The following is a 16,878-nucleotide window of genomic DNA, read 5'->3' as shown; positions in this document are numbered from 1 at the left end:
ATTGAAATGAGTAGAATTAATATAAAAAAATGATACTTTTATGCAAAATGATTTCATAAATCATGCATCTAATGCAAATAACTTGTCCATGAGAGTGAGGAAGCCCCCTATGAATCTTCATATTTTTCAAAATCAACAAGAACTTAATGAGGCCGGAGCCGGTATTATTACATCCCTTGTCCAAATGCAGCCAAAAGCTGTTCTAGGCTTAGCCACGGGCGGTACGCCTGTAAGTATTTATGAAGAGCTGGTGAAAGCCTATGAGAAGGGCCGCGTCAGCTTTAAAAACGTCACTTCCTTTAATCTGGACGAATATGTCGGCTTACCAGTGGATCATCCTGAGAGTTATCACGCTTATATGCAGCAGCATTTATTTGCTCATATTGACTTGCCTGCCTCTTCAGCTCACCTTCCTAACGGAAATGCGCCTGACCTGGAAGCGGAATGTGCCAGATTTAATGAACTTCTTGAAGACGCTAAGCAGATTGATTTGCAAATCCTTGGCCTTGGCCATAACGGACATATCGGCTTTAACGAGCCTGACGATTCACTGATCAGCGGGACGCATCTCGTCGAATTGAAGGAAGAAACTCGTGAAGCGAATGCGCGTTTTTTCAACTCGATCGAAGAAGTTCCGACTCACGCTCTAACGATGGGCGTAGGCACAATTCTCAAAGCCAAAACGATTCTGCTGATCGTTCGCGGTGCTGACAAAGCTGAAATCGTGCATCGCGCGCTTACAGGACCTATTACAACAGAAGTCCCGGCTACTCTGCTGCAAACTCACCCACACCTTGTCGTTCTGCTGGATGCTGAGGCAGGGAGGTTGTTCGAATGAGCGAACTTGTCATTACAGGTGCCAGGATCGTTACGGAACAAGGCGTCATCGAACAAGGTGTCGTTCATCTAAAAGATGGCGTTATCGCTTCCGTCCAAAACAGCTCAGCGTGGAATTCCAGCACGGCTGATCCGGCTGCTGAAACTGTCGATGCTCGCGGCAGCTGGTTATTGCCGGGCTTCATCGATGTTCACGTGCATGGCGGGCATGGCGCTGACTTCATGGAAGCCAGCCCCGAAACGCTTGATACCATTACACGGTTTCACGCGAAGAACGGAACTACCGCCATGCTGGCTACGACAATGACGCAAACGCATGAAGCGATTGACCGCGTCCTTGGCGAAGTCAACCGCTACATGCAAGAACCAATGCCCTACGCGCAGCTGCTTGGCGTGCATATGGAAGGCCCTTTCATCTCGCCGAAGTGGGCCGGCGCGCAAGATCCGAAGCTGATGCTGCCGCCGCAGCTTTCCTGGCTGCAAGACTGGCACGAGCGCTTTCCGCAGCTCGTGAAACAGCTTACCCTCGCCCCTGAGGTCGAGGGTGCTCATGAGACAATCGCGTGGCTGCGCGATCGTGGCATCGTTGCCGCGTGCGGCCACACCGACGCTTCCTACGCCGACATTCAGTCGGCGGTTGGCGCGGGGCTCTCGCACGCGGTGCACACCTTCAACGCGATGAAGCCGCTGCATCATCGCGAACCCGGAACCGTCGGTGCGGTCCTTACCGACGATCGCATCAGCGGCGAAGTCATCGCCGATGGGCACCATGTGCACCCGGCAGCGATTCGCCTGCTGGTGAAAGCTAAGCAGCCGGATGGCCTGCTGCTGATCACGGATGCCATGTCGGCCGCGGGGCTTGGCGACGGGCAGTACGATCTTGGCGGGCAAGCCGTTACCGTCCAATCGGGCGTGGCCCGGTTGACGGAAGGCGGCGCGCTCGCCGGCAGTACGCTGACTATGATCGATGCGCTCCGTTTTATGGTGCGCGAGGTTGGAGTCAGCGTGGAAGAAGCGAGCCGATTCGCGAGCGGCAACCCGGCGCGGTTGCTGCAGCTGCAGGCGTCGCACGGCTCGATTGCGCAAGGCAAGCAGGCTGACCTGCTCTTGGTCAGCCCTGAGCTGGAGCTCGAACGCGTGTGGATTCGCGGTAAGGAACTGCAAGAATAACGCAGCTTCCCAGCTTGGTGTTTCTGTTCTCTTAGTCGATTCAATGTTTCCCCTGCCGTTCCAAACATACAAAAGAGAGGCTCTCCCTCGGTCATTCGATGACTTACGAGACAGCCTCTCTTTATTTTTTTGCAGGATATTCCCTATGTTTGTCGAAAAAGATTAATAACGCAAATAGCTGCTTTTTCCAAAGAAAGGATTTAATCATCCCTATGCTCTATTTGATCAAAATCATCTATACGTTAGTGTTTCCCCCGGGGATTGTTATTCTGCTGCTCTTCTGCATTGCCTTATGGCTGCAGCAAAAAAAAGAGTACATAGGTACTCTCCTAATCGGGCTGTCCGCCCTTCTCTTGTACGTTTGCTCCATGCCCTATTTCAGTAACGAGCTCCTAAATTCAATCGAACGAAGATACACTCCACCGGCTCAGGTGAGCGGTGATGTGATTGTCATGTTAACAGGCGGCGCGACGCTTGACACACCAGACCCTTTAACCAAGGGCGAAGGATATTTGACAGGGAACACAGCTGCCCGTGTGCTGACCGTAGCGGAGCTGTATCGCAGCACGAAGCTGCCCATCCTCCTCTCGGGTGGACAAGTTTTCACGGACTCAGGCAATGAATCGCAAATTTCCAAACGTCATCTTATCGCACTCGGCGTTCCTGAAGCTTCCATTTTTCTGGACGATACAAGCCGCAACACGGAAGAAAATGCGCTGCATACCCAAGCTATGCTAACCACAAATGGCTGGCAGCATCCCATTCTCGTGACTTCTGCCTTCCATATGGCCCGCTCCGTCAAGCAGTTTCAAAAGCTCAAGGTGGATGTAACCCCTTATCCAACCGACTTTATTTCGCAGGGGCAGCAGACACTCAGTATAAGTAAATTTATTCCCTCTTCCAGCGGATTGTCCAATACTTCAATTGCGTTGAAGGAGTACTTAGGGTTATTAGCGGCTAAGAATTAGCTTTTCCTGTATATGACTAGCCATAATTTTATTTCCTTCAGCGTTTGGATGCAGGTGGTCTGGCAGGTGATTAACATAAGCTTCACCAAGGATTTCCAGACCATCTGCATAAACAAGATTTGTATCCCCGTAAAAAGTTAAAAGATTCACCGCTTCCTGAATTTCTTTCCTCATTGTAACCAGGTTCATTCCCACTAAGTTTTCACCTGTTTCCCTGTGCGGGCAATAAATAGGAGAAACTAAAAGCAGGGGCGTGCTCCGATGCTTTTCCCGAATAATCGATACCATGCCAATAATGGCGGACCGAAACGTTCGGATATTTAAAGTGTTACCTCCCATCACATTAATGCCAAGGCACATGGAAATAATGTCAGCGGGTAGGTCGCGGATGATGCGAGCGATCATCGGTTCCAAATGACATTGTCCCGCATATCCCATACAGGTTAAGTCCCATCCTTTGTTGCGCGCTACGATTGCCGGCCAAGTCAGAGCGGGGCTTTCTGCTGATCGGCATTGTGTGATCGAGCTTCCATAAGTAATCCAACGGGGTTGATTGCTGGGCAAGGGAGCCGCCGATGCCTCCTCATCGACTTTAAGTGCTTTCACAATAACAGCAGCTTCTTGTGACAAATAAACCTCGATCCTCTTCATGCTGCCTGTTAAGTTTGCAAATAGACAAACCTCCTCTCCTGCATGAAGAGTTTTGGTATCAACGAGTTCATCTTCAATCACAATGTCAAACCGTATCTCTTTATCCGTTCTTGCGACATGGAGCTCCACTGAAGTAGAGTCGCTTATAAAAGCAACTCTAACACCCGCGGTTTCCCCTGCTGTCTCCACTAATTTCGATGCGAATAATCCGAGCTGATCATATGGCAATCGCCATGGCCGGAGTCCAATATCCGTCGTTTCTATTGAAACGGCTCCCCGAAACCATTGTTTATTTAGTTCAATCGTTTGCATGCTTCCATTCACCTCTTTATAAATAGGCAAGACAGGAATTCCTACTCTGCCAATGTGGGGGGATCTCTATATATGGGAACTGTGGGACCTTATTACGGCTAAAAGATGAAATGCTAGAGAGCTAGCGGAACTACAGGGCCTTATTCCCACAAAAAATGCTGAATTTCCCAGCAAAAAGCAAAATAACGTCCTGTAGTTCCCTCGACCTCGCCATATTGACACTTTTGACTCGGATAGCGCCCTGTAGTTCCCACTGCGCGAGACAGTTGGGTAATTCCGCGCGAAACAGCCGGGAAACTCCACTCCAAATGCATGATTAAAACAAAAAGTCGCGATTTCCGCGACTTTTCGTGCAATCATCAAGCCAAGGACGCAACGGGATTTACCGGTTTATCCTGCAAAATATCACCGCTCTCTTGCATCCACGAAGCCATTTCGGAGGCAAGCCGTTCGATAACCCCCGCATTTGCAGGATCTGCCGACACGTCTTGCGTTTCCCAAGGATCGCTTAGTAGATCGAACAATTGGATGCGTTCCGTTCCTGTGTTTGTTTCAGGAGAACGATAATAACGAATCAGCTTCCATCTGCCATCTGTTACCATCCGCTGGACATCTCGATAAACAGCGCCCACGATATTGCGAATACTGTCACTTTCCCCTGCAAAGTTAGGACATAGACTAATACCTTCCGTCTCCTCCGGCAGCTCGACGCCGCATAGTCCGGCAACGGTAGGAAAAATATCGATATTGCTTGCCAACGCAAGCTCCTGCTTGCCCTCCGGCACCCCTGGCCCCCTGAATATAAGCGGGATTCGCACACTGTGATCGTATAGGTTCTGTTTGCCCATCAGCCCGTGTTGCCCAACCGCCAAGCCATGGTCGGCGGTATACACGAACAACGTATCGTCAAAGATGCCCTTAGCTTTCAGCGCTTCAACGACTCTGCCGATTTGTGCGTCCAAATGGCTAATCATGGCATAATAATCAGCGATATGCCCACGAATCTCGTTTTCGTCCCTCGGCCATTGGGCAAGCTTTTCGTCCCTAACCGTCATATCGCCGGTATCAAATGGATGCTCCCGCACAAAGTTGGGAGGCAGCTGAATATCGGATTTGTCGTACATGCTGGCATACGGCTCCGGCGCGGTTCGTGGATCATGCGGCGCTGTATAAGCCACATACAGGAAAAACGGCTGATCCGCCTGGTAATTCTCAATAAAGTTGACAGCAGCGTCCGTAAACAGTTCCGTTGAGAACGTATGTTCCATATATTCATTTTCCTTGGGATAAACCCCGGTCACGTCGTAGTCGTACACAGGAACACTCGTATGCTCGCTCATACCGTGAAACGCCAGCTTATCCCCTCCTCCGAAACTTCGGGCGAAGCTTGCTTTGTCGTTATGCCATTTGCCGATCGCATGTGTCAAGTAACCGGCACTTTGCATCGTTTGCGGCATGAGCCGAACATCCGGACGAATCACGCTCGAATGCTCCCGGTTCTTCATGTCTTTACCGATCATCGCCCGGAAGATAGGGATGCCCGTATGCACACACGCTCTGCTTGGCGCGCAAACCGCTCCACTAAGGCCGCCGAATATACGAGTGTTGCGGCATGATGTCCCGCCGGCGGCCAGCGAATCCAATACCGGCGTCTGCACCGTTTCATTACCGAACGCGCCAATTGCTTCGCCACGATGATCATCCGCTATGATAAACACAACATTAGGTTTACCTGGTGAAGGTTTACCGGGTATAGGTTTTTCGTATGAAGGTTTACCTAGTAAAGATCCTTCAGGTAAAAGCTCCTTCGTATTCTTTTCTTCCATCTTCTACCTCACTCTCACGGAACAGGATTGTTTCCGAGTTTGGCTACTTTTTCGATTTATACTGGCTATAGGCTTGTTGATAAATTTCCAAGTAGCGTTTAATGTTCATTTTGTCCAAAGTGCTCAAGTAGTTGTTCCACTCTTTATCAATGTCCAGCGATCCTGTAACCGTCTTCGCAAAAAATTCCGTTCTGTAGTCCGTAAGCGTCTTCTCAATCGTAGAAAGCTCTTCCGCTTGCTCGTTGGTGAAGAACAGTGGCGGTACAATTTTGCTCGGATCGGTGGCATATGGCTCGTATTTTTTCGTCTCATTATACAAAATAAGTTCAAGCGAATTTTTCGGATCCGCTACTACGCTTAATCGCAAATCGTTTGTTCGCAGCGACGGCCCCGCCTGTGCCCAGTGGATGTTTTGCAGTTTGCCGAACGTGGCAATAGGTTTCCATTTTGCCGGCTTCCCGTTAATGCCAAGTTCACCTTGCGCCGGACGCACCCACTCCTGATCAGGACGGCCCTGCGTACTGCGCAGTGTCGCTTCTTCTGAAAGCAGCAAGTCGGCCATACGGAATGCGGCAGCTGGGTTTTTCGCCTTATTGGTAACGACGTATTGACCAGTAGATACCGCATATGGATTGTACGCCGTTGAGCGTATACCTGACGGTCCTTTGAGTGGCGGTACGGAGACGTAGTCTTTGAATCTCGGGTTATCGACATCGACAAATACCGTTTGGTTTTGTGAGGCAATAGCTCCTGCGATTGGAATCTCCGGGTTCATCCCCATTTGTTTCAACTGGTTTCTATCCTGTGTAAACGTTTGCGGAGAAATTAAACCTTCAGCAAACAGCTTATGAAGATACGTCAGAGCTTCCTTCCATTCCGGTTGATTATAGGCAACTTGAACTTTGCCATCCTTAACAAAGCGCAGGTTGAAATCCTTCTCGATAAACGGACTGGTCAGAAAAAGGTCCAACGTCGAGGAGGGGCCATTCGTAGCGCCGACAAGCGGGATTTCATCTGCTTTACCGTTTCCATTAGGGTCTTTTTCTTTAAAAGCTTTAAGCACTTGATAAAACTCTTCCGTCGTTTCCGGCATTTTTAATCCGAGCTTATCTAGCCATGGTTGATAAATCCACATTTTTTGGCCAAGCGAGCAGTGGTAGCAATCATTAACTTGAGGAACCGAATAAATTTTGCCGTCCGGCATCGTAATCAAATCTTTGACATAGGACACCTGCTCGAACATCTTCTTCATTTCCACACCGTATTTATCAATATACGGATTGAGCGGGATGAACACGCCATCCTTACCGTAAATGGACTGCTGAATCGGCGATACGCTCATATTAAGCAGCACGTCCGGATAATCCCCGCTTGCGAGTGAAACGTTAAGCTTCTCTGCAAATGTTTTCTCAGGAGCGACTTCCCAATCGATATGAATGTTCGTTTTCTCTTCGAGCCACTTGGTGAACTCATTCGTGGCAAAGTTTTGGACAATGCTGGAACCTTTGACCATGACCTTAAGCGTCGTCTTTTCTTTCGTGATCGGGAATTCGCCTGCCGGCGTCACTTGATCGTCCATGCTTGCTTCCGTCTTCTGTGCCGTTTCCTTTGGCCCGCTGTTCGCACATGCGCTTAGAAGCGCTAGAGACGCCGTAATCGCTACTAAAGCCGTTAAACCTTTTTTCATGTAAAAGCCCCCTTTAGCCTTTAAGTGATCCAATCATCATGCCTTTGACAAAATGCTTTTGTATGAACGGATAGATGATCAGCACGGGCAGCGTAGACACGACAATAAGGGAAAACTTCAAAAGCTCCCGCAGACCGTCCCTTGCTGCTTGATCCGCAACGTCAGTGATCATCGACGCATCCACCTCGTTTTGCACCAAAATATCCCTTAATACCAATTGAATCGGGTACAACTCCTGATGTTTTAAATAAAGTAGCGCATTAAAATATTGGTTCCAATGTCCCACGGCATAAAACAAGGAAATGACAGCAATAATCGGACCTGACAAAGGAATCACGATTTTCCGCACAAACGTAAAATCACTGCATCCATCCATTTGAGCGGCTTCAAGCAATTCTTCCGGAATGGTCGTTTGGAAATACGTGCGGGCAATAATCATATTCATAACGGCAAGCGCTCCCGGAATAAGTAAAGACCACCTTGTGTCGATCATACCGAGCTCTTTCACAACCAGATAAGACGGTATCAATCCGCCTGAAAACATCATGGTGAATACAAACAAGGCCATTATGGCATTACGTGGCATAAAATCTTTTCTTGAAAGCGGATAAGCCGCAATAAGGGTAAAAAGCACATTAATCGTCGTTCCCACTACCGTATAAAAGACCGAATTCAAAAAGCTCGACATAATTAAACGATGCTTAAATACTGCCTCATAACCCGCTAGCGTTGGCTCTACCGGATACAACCAGACTCTGCCGGAAATAACCGCTGTGGATGAGCTGAAGGAAGCACTGACAATGTACACCAGAGGATAAAGAATCGTAATCGTAAAAATAAATAGGATGATGTAATTCAGAATTGTGAAAAGCCTGTCATCCGCAGTTTCTTGTATGCGTCCTGTCATCGATGCGCCTCCTTATTACCACAGACTCGTTTGTCCCAACTTTCTGGCTAGCCGATTGACGAGAACCAGTAGAAGCAAATTAATAACTGATTTAAACAATCCAATAGCAGATGAGTAGGAATAATTAATGGCTGTTGATGCCAAACCAACTTTATACACGAAGGTATCGATGACCTCGGATGAGCTCATATTGAGCGGATTCTGCATCAGCAATACTTTCTCGAAGCCTATGTCCAACACATGGCCGGTGTTCATAATCAGCAAAATAACGGCAACCGGCATAATACCCGGCAAGTCAACGTGCCACATTCGCTGCACTTTATTGGCTCCATCCACAACCGCTGCCTCGTGCAGCGAAGGATCTACAGCTGCAAGCGCTGCCAAATAGATGATGCAGGAAAAACCAACATTTTGCCAAATCCCCGACCAAACAAATACGTGTGAAAACCATTCAGGTATGCCCATGAAATTGATTGCCGGCAAACCGAAATATTTCATAATGGTTTGAACCAGGCCAACCCGTGGGTCCATCATTTGCAGAATGATACCCACCATGACAACTACGGAAATGAAATGCGGCGCGTAGGTAATCATCTGTACGGTTTTCTTAAAAAAACGAGCGTTTACGTAATTCAAGGAAAGCGCCAGAATGATGGGGAACGGGAACCCCGCAAGTAAACTATACAGGCTGAGAACGATTGTATTTTTCATAATCCGAACAAACTCATACGAATGGAAAAAACGATCGAAATGCTTCAGACCTACCCATTCGCTGCCCCATACCCCTTTAGTGGGGATATAATTTTTGAACGCAATCAAAGCCCCGTACATCGGCACATACTTGAATATGAGCAAATAAATAATCGGCAGCAGCATAAGCAGGTAGAGCTGCCAATGGCTGGATGCGTTCTTTTTCAGTCTAGACAAGTAATTTTCCTTTTTACCGACAGTTACAGACAATGTATGGCTCTTGCTAGCGGAAACCTCCATAAATCCCTCCCTCTCTCGATGTCCATGACTCGGTATGTTTCATGTCTTTCGATATGTAGCATACAGAAAAAAGGACGGCCGAGCATTGTGCTGTTTTATACTGGCATGACTTTTTTTGTGCTGGACGCCGGCATCCGAATCGTAACCTTTGTACCCACGTCTAGCTCACTTTGTATAGTAAGGCCGTACTGTTGTCCGAACACCATTTGAATCCGGTTATGCACATTAAGCAGCCCGATGCTGCCTTCGAATGTTGGTTGGGCATCCAGCAGCCTCTCCTCCTTGCTGTGCAGCAGTCGTGTGTTTAATTGCAAGAGGGAATCCGCATCAATACCGCAGCCATTATCTTCTACCGTGACGTAAAGATCATCGGCATCTTTCCAAGCGTCAATAATAATTGTGTGAGCATCCTCGATCCCTTCGGGAAATGCATGCTTGAATACGTTTTCGACCAAGGGCTGCAATGTCAAACGGACCATACTGTCCAGCAAATAATCTGCGCTTATGCGAACATCGATTTCAAACTCGCGTTGGTTGCGGTATTTCATAATGGACATAAAATACAGAATGTGTTTAAGCTCGTTGGCAACCGTAATTTTCTCCAAATCGGTGCGTATGGAATAACGCAGCATATAGGACAGAGAGCGAACGATGTCTTTAATCTCGTTTGATTTTTGGATAACGGCGTAACAAATAATAATTTCCAATGTGTTGTACAAGAAATGAGGATTAATCTGTAATTGCAGGGATTGGAATTCGGCCAGCTGCCGTTTCATTAAATTGTCCTGGTTGCGCAGCTCAGTCTCGTAAACCCGCTCGACCAGCTCTTCCAGTCGGGTAACCATCGTATTGTAGCTGGTAATCAGCTGATCCATCTCATCACGGCTTCCCGTCAGAGGTACTCGTGTCCAGTGGCCTTTGGCCGTCTGGCGCATCCCATTTTCCAGAAGCCGAACTGGACGAACAATCGATTGTCCGAACCGATAGGCTAGAAATAAGGCCAAAATCAAAGTAAAGATACCTACAAACAGCGTTGTTTGCCGCAGGTCTGAAATCGGTTTGCTCTGTTCAGCAACCGACATGCTGGCTACGAGCGTCCAGCCCGAGTAGTCGGACTTCCGACTAAAGAAAACCCGCCCCGGTTCACCGGGCAATTCGAATATTTGGTCTTTATTGGCCTCAACCGTATTGAAATGCATACCGTCAAGCTGTTTGCCGATCCGGCTCGGGTCCGGGTGGTATAAGATTCTCCCACGGTCGTTCACGATAAAAAAATAGCCGGATTGCCCAAGTTTTATGCCCTTCCAGAGTGTGTTCAACTCCCCTATCTTCAGTTCAAAGCCCATAATGCCTTTAAATGATTTCGATGAGGTACGGTCCGCCAATTTCCGAATGAGGGTGAGATGACCGTCCAGAAATCCGGATTCCTGAATCGTCAAATCCCCGTTGATATCATCGTCTTCCTTCATCTGTTCGATATATTCTTCAAATCCTTTGTAATTAAAAGGTACAATATGGACATTGAAATCCGTTGCCTGAAACCCGTTATAACCGACAATGTACGTCATGGATATTTGAGGGTTATTAATGAGAACGGGTTGAAATACCCCCTTCATAGCAATTTCGGATGTATAAAAGCCGGAGGTCGAATTGTACGGAAGATCCAGCGCCTCTTTCACAACAGGCGAGATTAGAATAGAAAGCGTTGCCCGCTCGTAGCTTTTCAGGAATAAATCGGTTTCATGCAATACATTATCAACAATTTGAGTCAACAGCCCTTCGTACTGATTCTCCAATTCATTGGACGACCGCCAATAACCGGTAACCCCCACCGTCACCAAGGTCAGGGCGATAATAATGACAAAGTACAGATAAACCTTGCGTACCAAACTGTTTTTCATTACTTAATGCCAAGCAGCGCGCGATATTCGGTAGGGGAATAGCCCGTTGCCTTCTTGAAGACTCTGGAGAAATGGGGGTAGCTTTCGTAACCGACTTCGGCTCCGATGTCAGTAATTCTGTAGTGCGGAACGGCAAGCAGTTGTTTGGCTTTGTCAATGCGTTTACGCATTCGGTATTGAACGAAGGTCTCATTCGTATTTTTCTTAAAATAATGGCTGAAATAGGTTGGTGTTATGCCTAACTTCCCAGCAACCCTATCCAGTGAAAGCTCCTCCTCGAAAAGATGCTCATCGATGTACTGGATAGCCGCCTCCAAGACATTAATTCTCTCATACCTGCGGTACTCGCTCAGTCGCTGCATCCATATACCGATTTCGGCCTGAAACCACTCGTACGTAATTGTGATGACCGTGTTCTCTTCGAAAAGCGGCTTTGCCTCAATCCGGTAAGTCCCTCTGGCATTCAATTTTTTGAGAAGCAGGCTGACTGCATCGTATACCCGCTGGTACTGTTGAACATCCGTTTCACCGGCGAACAACTCCCTCTTTCCCTCTTCGAGCAGTTCACTAACCCGGATCTTGTCCAACATCCAAACCGCTTCCTCCAATTGATCAACCCACTGTTCAAAAAGGGAGAAGGAAACAAGTGCCGCGTCTCGCGTAGCGAGCAGTTTATCCAGCACGGGATAAAGCTCAATTTCTGTAATAGGCTTCAGCAAATATTCCTGCACGCCGTAAGACATACATTTTTGCGCATACACAAAATCCCCGTATCCCGAAAGCACAACGACTTTGGTGAGCAGCTTTAGCTGTTGGATATTTCGGCATAACTCCAAACCGTCCATACGAGGCATCCGAATATCCGTCATCACAACGTCCGGTGGATTAGCCCTGATGCTCGATAACGCGGATACGCTGTTCGTAAACGTTTCGATCTCACTAAACCGTTTATATTCCCCAATCAGCGTTTTGAGGCCAACCCCGATAATAGGTTCATCGTCAACAATAAAGATTCTAGCCATTCGCTTACCCCCTATTGATCATTTCACGAATCAGCTCATGCCTTCATTATGTTACATATGTTTTTAGCCTGAATACCCCTTAAAATCTAAACATAATCATCAAAATCGAAAATTCCCTGCACTTTTCATCAATAAAAACCCCCCGCCAGCCATGACAGCCAGTGGGGGGGTATAACGAGCACAATATTCCCTTATACGAAGAAATTTCAGACTATCCTGGAGATCGACGTCATCGGAAGCAACCGACGAAATAAAAGCTAGCTCGGAGATACATCACTCGGACTTGCTTTTATTTTAAAAAGGATGGATGGTATAATGCTACACCTGTTCATAATTAGATTATCCTATAAATTCCATCATCAGTATCAGGACTTCTGTACCGTGTTTTATTTTGTGCAAAAAAAGATTCACTTTACTTCTGTCGTAATCCAATTGAGCATTATCAGAGAATTCCTAATACCTGCAATTACAGTATCATAGCGTCTCAACCGAATAAAATTAAAACTATTTTATTAATAACCTTGTAGGGCAATAATCCAACTTTGGAGACAGCCTCACCAGAAGAAAAAGGAAAAGCTAGCATATCAAATAGTTAATTTATTATATTTTTATTATTTTCGACAATTAAATACATAAAAAGCTATATACATAATTAGTTGTGTCTAATATATTTAAAATGTAATATATGGAAAAAATATAATTTAAAAGAAGAGGAGAGTAATAATGAAAATGAAGAAAATTTTAGTAATATCTGTACTAGCATGCTTTCTCGTAGTACCTCAACTTGCTTCGGCTTCAGTTCTTGTTAAACCTTCAGCTTCTGAAATAACGTTGTCTGACTGGTATTCCAATAACACAGTTGACATTGAGCAAGATGTAAATCCAATTGGTAAAGTAGTCAAGTTCAAAGAAGGGAAAAATATCAAACCATTAATTGCAGAAAAAGCAAATCAACATAACCAAAAACAAAAAGCTGATGCTGAAGTCAATCCTGACCGAATAAAGAAAATAGATAATTATTTTACTAAAATCGCAGCTGGAAAAGAACAAAAGTTTACAAAACATTTTTTTGACTTTTTAGAAGAAAATGGCCTGGTTTACTATGAGCTTGGTAAGCAAAAAGAAAAAGAAGTGGCCATTTCATCGACAACGGGAGCTGATGTTTCTGTAAATTCGCCTTGGGTATCCTACGATTCGGTTAATAACACTTGGGAAGTTTGGGGAGGCTACAGTTTTACAAATGACTGGTCTTGGTGGGGCGAGCGAAATATGAATGTAGCTACACAAATAGGAAATTTAGATACAGTCGGCATCCACTTAACAACAGCTAATAACGCTGCATTACTCTCAGGCTTTTTTGCTCAAGGTCTCTATCATGATGCCCCTTGTAGCGGATGCTCTGCTAGTAAGTCGGGTCAGAATTCTGAGACTATTACTAGTCGATGGGGAACTATTGATTCTAACAACGGAGCAATGTTTAAATTATCCGATAAGATTGATTCATGGGGCGGCGGTTACGCAATGAGGTGGGGAGCTGGGGCTGTAAAACTAAAGTATAACTCGACTTTCTCTTCTGCACATGGTTTAGCGACGGTTTATTTTGCTCATACATGGAACTCTGGTAGTATTGATAGTGTCACAGCAACAAATAGCAGCTTTACGATTGCTTATAGTACCAAAAGTCAAACAACAGATACTTTGATTGGTGGACAATATAGTTATTAGTTGATAAAAATAGAAACAGAAGGACAGGGGCCTATTTTGAAGGCTCCCTGTTTCCTTCTAGTCCGACATATTCTTTGAAATAGCTTGAATAGCGGCATAACCAAAAGTTAGCGTAATAAAAGTTACAATAATTACAAATATAGAGATATGGTACGTAACACCGTATCTTTCGAGATAGTTGTAAAGAACAATAAGTTCAATGATTAGAACTAATGCCCAAATACCAAAATATTTTCTCAACGCTTGATAACACCTCCTGAAAAATCTTCTTTAGTCTCGCATCATCTAGTCACACGCATTCATTTATTCTACTTTTAATATTTTATCTTATATGGAATATTTTGTATACTAGAAGATAATTTTCCGAATCCCGTTCGCGTCGAATAAGATATCGCTATACCAAAGAAACTGTTACTTGGTTTTTTCAATAACCAAAGTAACAGCTTTTTTAATGTTTCATCATCACTAACTGAAGGTAATGTCTACTCAGTTTCGTCACTTGGGGCAGAAAATTCATCGTGATTTACAATTTTCTTGTCGTAGTTTCTCAATAAACTGTGTTGCAATTTCGTCATTTCCACTTAATACAGCAGATTGAAACCATTACTTTTGTTCCCCCTTAATCATAATGCCTCCCATACCTCATTAGATCGGAAAGTTGGAATCCATAACGGTTCGATAATCATGGTTAATTCATAAACGGAAATTTAGTTTTGTCAGACATTGAAATCCTTTCCATCTTTATATAATTTCCCTCCCCTCACATTTATGCTGCCATCCCTTCGGCACTTTGCTTCCTTCACTCCCCTTCAAAAATTGTTTAATCTTAGGATACCATCACCGTCAAACCCTCAAAAAACCTTCTTCTGCATCCTGTCATCTTTCAAAATTTCAACAGCTTCTCGGAAACGAAGGGAATGCACAATTTCCCGCTCACGGAGAAACTTCAGACTATCCTGCAGATCGACGTCATCGGTCAAATCAATTAGCCATTGATAGGTCGTTCTAGCCTTCTCCTCGGCAGCTATATCCTCGTAGAGGTCTGCAATCGGATCACCCTTCGCTTGTATGTAAGCAGCCGTCCACGGCACGCCTGACGCGTTCTGATAGAATGGCGCTCTATCGTGAATCACGTACTGATCGTCCATACCAGCAGCTTTGAGTTGATCCAGCGTTGCATCTTTCATAAGCTTATAAACCATTGTTGCTATCATTTCGAGATGAGCAAACTCCTCTGTTCCAATATCCGTAAGCAGCCCCACGACTTTATCCGGAATCGCATAGCGCTGATTCAAATAACGCAATGCCGCTGCCAGCTCGCCATCAGCTCCCCCGTATTGCTCCAGTAGTAACTTCGCCATCCTTGGGTCGCATTTGCTGACTCTGACCGGATACTGAAGTTTCTTCTCATATATCCACATGCTTCTTCCTCCTTCTTCAGACCTGCCATGGCCATGGCGTATCCACCCATTGCCAAGGATTTTTGCTATAGGCATGGCCAAAAGGCATAAGTGGGCCGAACTCCAGCTCAAACTCCTGAACCATCGCCTTCCTTTTTTGTGCGAATTGATTGTATTGCTGGATGGCTGCGAGATCGTTCGGATGTGTATCCAAATACAGCGTTAGCTCGACCAATACGAAATCAACAGCCTGCAGGTCGTACATCATCTTGTAGTAAGATTCCGGTACTGCTGGTGGATTCATAACCATGGGCTCCCTTCTTCTATTTTGGATTCGTAAGGTCCATAGAGAGCGGGCCATAACGTCCCTTTTTTCAAAGCTTCATAAGGACTGAATTGCGGCAAACCGGGTGGTTGGAAGGCAATAAAGAGGTGCGGCGGTACATTATACAATTTCACTTGAATCGGTGGACAAGGATCAAATGGACTAATATAGGGATAGTACTTTCTGAATTGCGATTGCATACGTCTCCTCCTCTTCTCACTTTGGTGCGTGAGAAATAGTCATAGCGGCAGAGAGGCCTATAAGCACGTATATGCAGCACAACTTGGCCAAAATCACAGATATTCCAATATTTCCTCATGGTCAGGGGGCGCTTGAGCGCTTACAATAAGAACAATCCATGTGATACCATGACTTACACAATCTAACACCTTGGAGGAATCACAATGACACGATCTAAACAAATCATCGTTTCTGCAGCCATTCTTGTAAGCGTCACAATAAATAGCCTTATTCCCGCACCACCTGCATCTGCGGCGTCGGCTTCAACAAGCAGCATGACTTTAACGCAAGGAATGACAAGTTCATCCGTGTCTACTCTGCAATCAAATTTAAAAACACTTGGTTATTTTACATATCCAACCATCACCGGTTACTTCGGCACAATCACAGCTCAAGCTGTTAAAGATTATCAAAAGGCCTATCTGTTAGCTCCCACCGGCGTAGTGGATACCGCATCCCAAACCAGCATCTCCCACTCGATAAAAAAACGGCTGCTGCTGGACGATGCGATGAACTTTGTGCATGTCCCCTACCTATGGGGCGGAGCGACGCCACAAGGCTTTGACTGCTCCGGCTTTATTTATTACATGTTTCAAAAGCATGGGATTCCAGCTGTTCGAACAACCTCCCAGGAGCTTTATAACACAGGCTCATCCGTAAGTCAGGCTAATTTGCAGCCTGGTGACCTGGTGTTCTTCGCCATAGCCACTCCCGGCGTTATTGACCATGTAGGCTTCTATCTGGGGAACGGGCAATTTCTATCCGCTACACGATCAGCAGGCATTTACCCGCAAAGTCTGACAAGCTCATATTGGGGACCTAAGTATATGGGAGCTAAGCGCGTATATTAGTTCTTCGCTCACTGCTCTTTCACGCCGCTCTCCCTACGGAGACGGCTTTTTTTGACCTCTCATGCG

General features: G+C 45.9%; 15 protein-coding genes. 5 read left to right on the top strand and 10 right to left on the bottom strand.

The annotated features are described in order from the left end of the window. The first annotated feature begins 109 nt into the window (after positions 1-109). The 3 genes from nagB to AC3WTJ_RS20760 all read left to right on the top strand — a co-directional run bounded on the left by nagB (position 110) and on the right by AC3WTJ_RS20760 (position 2,975). Complete coding sequence (gene nagB, locus AC3WTJ_RS20770) at positions 110-838, top strand: glucosamine-6-phosphate deaminase (RefSeq protein WP_492523456.1); 729 nt, start codon at positions 110-112, stop codon at positions 836-838. Next, complete coding sequence (nagA, locus tag AC3WTJ_RS20765) at positions 835-2,007, top strand: N-acetylglucosamine-6-phosphate deacetylase (protein ID WP_492523455.1); 1,173 nt, start codon at positions 835-837, stop codon at positions 2,005-2,007. Before nagB ends, nagA begins: the two co-directional genes overlap by 4 nt. A 212-nt stretch (positions 2,008-2,219) precedes the next feature. Continuing rightward, positions 2,220-2,975 (top strand): YdcF family protein, encoded by a 756-nt coding sequence (locus AC3WTJ_RS20760; protein ID WP_492523454.1) that lies wholly within the window; start codon positions 2,220-2,222, stop codon positions 2,973-2,975. Here AC3WTJ_RS20760 and AC3WTJ_RS20755 read toward each other — a convergent pair. The 7 genes from AC3WTJ_RS20755 to AC3WTJ_RS20725 all read right to left on the bottom strand — a co-directional run bounded on the left by AC3WTJ_RS20755 (position 2,958) and on the right by AC3WTJ_RS20725 (position 12,271). Beyond that, positions 2,958-3,938 (bottom strand): SGNH/GDSL hydrolase family protein, encoded by a 981-nt coding sequence (locus AC3WTJ_RS20755; protein ID WP_492523453.1) that lies wholly within the window; start codon positions 3,936-3,938, stop codon positions 2,958-2,960. The two genes, AC3WTJ_RS20760 and AC3WTJ_RS20755, sit on opposite strands and share 18 nt — an antisense overlap. Positions 3,939-4,297: 359 nt before the next feature. After that, positions 4,298-5,764, bottom strand: coding sequence for a sulfatase family protein (locus AC3WTJ_RS20750; protein WP_492523452.1), 1,467 nt, complete (start codon positions 5,762-5,764; stop codon positions 4,298-4,300). Positions 5,765-5,807: 43 nt separating this feature from the next. After that, positions 5,808-7,451, bottom strand: coding sequence for an ABC transporter substrate-binding protein (locus AC3WTJ_RS20745; RefSeq protein ID WP_492523451.1), 1,644 nt, complete (start codon positions 7,449-7,451; stop codon positions 5,808-5,810). A 13-nt stretch (positions 7,452-7,464) separates the two neighbouring features. Further along, positions 7,465-8,358, bottom strand: a complete 894-nt coding sequence (locus AC3WTJ_RS20740) for a carbohydrate ABC transporter permease (RefSeq protein WP_127458112.1) — start codon at positions 8,356-8,358, stop codon at positions 7,465-7,467. A 15-nt stretch (positions 8,359-8,373) separates the two neighbouring features. Further along, positions 8,374-9,348 carry an ABC transporter permease gene (locus tag AC3WTJ_RS20735; RefSeq protein WP_127458113.1) on the bottom strand — a complete coding sequence of 325 codons (975 nt, stop codon included), beginning with the start codon at positions 9,346-9,348 and terminating at the stop codon, positions 8,374-8,376. A 95-nt stretch (positions 9,349-9,443) separates the two neighbouring features. Beyond that, complete coding sequence (locus AC3WTJ_RS20730) at positions 9,444-11,249, bottom strand: cache domain-containing sensor histidine kinase (RefSeq protein WP_492523450.1); 1,806 nt, start codon at positions 11,247-11,249, stop codon at positions 9,444-9,446. Beyond that, entirely contained in the window at positions 11,249-12,271 is a 1,023-nt protein-coding gene (locus AC3WTJ_RS20725; protein ID WP_407871298.1) for a response regulator transcription factor, read from the bottom strand. The genes AC3WTJ_RS20730 and AC3WTJ_RS20725 overlap by 1 nt, the downstream gene beginning before the upstream one ends. 723 nt (positions 12,272-12,994) lie before the next feature. Between AC3WTJ_RS20725 and AC3WTJ_RS20720 the strand changes: the two genes are divergently transcribed. After that, positions 12,995-13,996 carry a hypothetical protein gene (locus AC3WTJ_RS20720; protein WP_492523449.1) on the top strand — a complete coding sequence of 334 codons (1,002 nt, stop codon included), beginning with the start codon at positions 12,995-12,997 and terminating at the stop codon, positions 13,994-13,996. Positions 13,997-14,847: 851 nt separating this feature from the next. On the opposite strand, the gene AC3WTJ_RS20715 is transcribed toward AC3WTJ_RS20720, so the two are convergent. Genes AC3WTJ_RS20715 through AC3WTJ_RS20705 form a run of 3 tightly spaced genes read right to left on the bottom strand, consistent with a single transcriptional unit; the run spans position 14,848 to position 15,921 of the window. Further along, the gene (locus AC3WTJ_RS20715; protein WP_161409002.1) at positions 14,848-15,417 is read right to left on the bottom strand and encodes a manganese catalase family protein; all 570 of its coding nucleotides are present in this window, start codon (positions 15,415-15,417) and stop codon (positions 14,848-14,850) included. 16 nt (positions 15,418-15,433) lie between these two features. Beyond that, the gene (locus AC3WTJ_RS20710) at positions 15,434-15,700 is read right to left on the bottom strand and encodes a spore coat protein CotJB (RefSeq protein ID WP_157323011.1); all 267 of its coding nucleotides are present in this window, start codon (positions 15,698-15,700) and stop codon (positions 15,434-15,436) included. Continuing rightward, the gene (locus tag AC3WTJ_RS20705) at positions 15,697-15,921 is read right to left on the bottom strand and encodes a spore coat associated protein CotJA (protein WP_127458118.1); all 225 of its coding nucleotides are present in this window, start codon (positions 15,919-15,921) and stop codon (positions 15,697-15,699) included. Before AC3WTJ_RS20705 ends, AC3WTJ_RS20710 begins: the two co-directional genes overlap by 4 nt. 204 nt (positions 15,922-16,125) lie before the next feature. Here AC3WTJ_RS20705 and AC3WTJ_RS20700 point away from each other — a divergent pair, with 204 nt between their 5' ends. Continuing rightward, on the top strand, positions 16,126-16,812 hold the full coding sequence (locus AC3WTJ_RS20700) for a C40 family peptidase (RefSeq protein ID WP_492523448.1): 687 nt from the start codon (positions 16,126-16,128) through the stop codon (positions 16,810-16,812). The last annotated feature ends 66 nt before the right edge of the window (positions 16,813-16,878 follow it).

The sequence above is a fragment of the Paenibacillus sp. FW101-FHT12H11 genome (assembly GCF_058790355.1).
This window is presented reverse-complemented; position numbering and strand designations above follow the sequence as displayed.